Origin of the sequence: Campylobacter sp. 110, assembly GCF_002383965.1 — a bacterium.
Taxonomy (GTDB): Bacteria; Campylobacterota; Campylobacteria; order Campylobacterales; family Campylobacteraceae; genus Campylobacter_D; species Campylobacter_D coli.
In genome coordinates, this window is the sequence record NZ_NXBD01000029.1 from 1 (window position 1) to 916 (window position 916).

1 protein-coding gene and 1 pseudogene are annotated in these 916 nt (G+C 26.3%); both read left to right on the forward strand.

The genetic code is table 11. The annotated features are described in order from the left end of the window. On the forward strand, positions 1–166 hold a 166-nt coding region (locus BGS43_RS10055), incomplete at its 5' end, for a motility accessory factor (RefSeq protein ID WP_096568750.1). Beyond that, positions 163–916, forward strand: a pseudogene (locus tag BGS43_RS03225) (motility associated factor glycosyltransferase family protein); the annotation flags it as partial. The gene BGS43_RS10055 and the pseudogene BGS43_RS03225, both read left to right, overlap by 4 nt.

Below are 916 nucleotides of genomic sequence, written 5' to 3' on the forward strand. Positions count from 1 at the left end.
TTTTAATAAAAGTATTCTTTGGATAAAAGAACATTTAGAATTTATGGAATTAGTTTATGGACATATTAAAGCACAAGAAAATGCTTTGATTAAAAATATACTTCCTTTAGAAGAAAAACTCAAAGAAAGAAAATTAGATAAATGGATGGAAAGGGTGAGAAGGTGAGAGAAGAAAATAATTTTAACAAAAATTTAAAAGCTTTAAGCGGTTTTGAGTATAACAACTTACGCAAAAAACTTGAGGATCTAAAAGAGCTTAGAGAATTTACTTTCACTCAAGGAAAAGATAATCTTGATATCAATATCATAAAAAAAAGAAATTTAAAAAAAATGTATCAAGATCCCATCAAAGAACTTGAAAAAAATTTAGAATATTTTAAAGATTTTGCACGCTATCCTGTGCTTTTTTTTTATGGTTTTGGAAATGGAATTTTATATAAAATTCTACTTCAAAATCAAGCACTTAAAAGAATAATCATCTTTGAAAAAGAATTAGAACTTATCTTTTTGGCCTTAAATTTCATAGATTTTAGCAAAGATTTAAGCTTAGGGCGACTCATTATTTTACATCATGATGATATTAATCTTCCTAAAATGGATAAAGTTTTTCGTTTGATAGGGGATTTGTTTTATCGTTCTTATAATCTACACATTGCTAATGATTTTTATGAACACTATAAAGAAGATATTTTAAAACTTAATAAACTTAACATGCAAATCATCAAAAATCACAATCTTATGCATGGTAATGATCCAAAAGATGCTCTTCAAGGCATAGAGCAATTTGTTTATAATCTTCCTCAAATGATTACCCATCCTAGTTATAAAGAATTACTTTCCAAAAGAAAGAATTTAAGTGATACAGCTATCATTGTTTCTACAGGACCATCTCTTACTAAACAACTTCCTTTGTTAA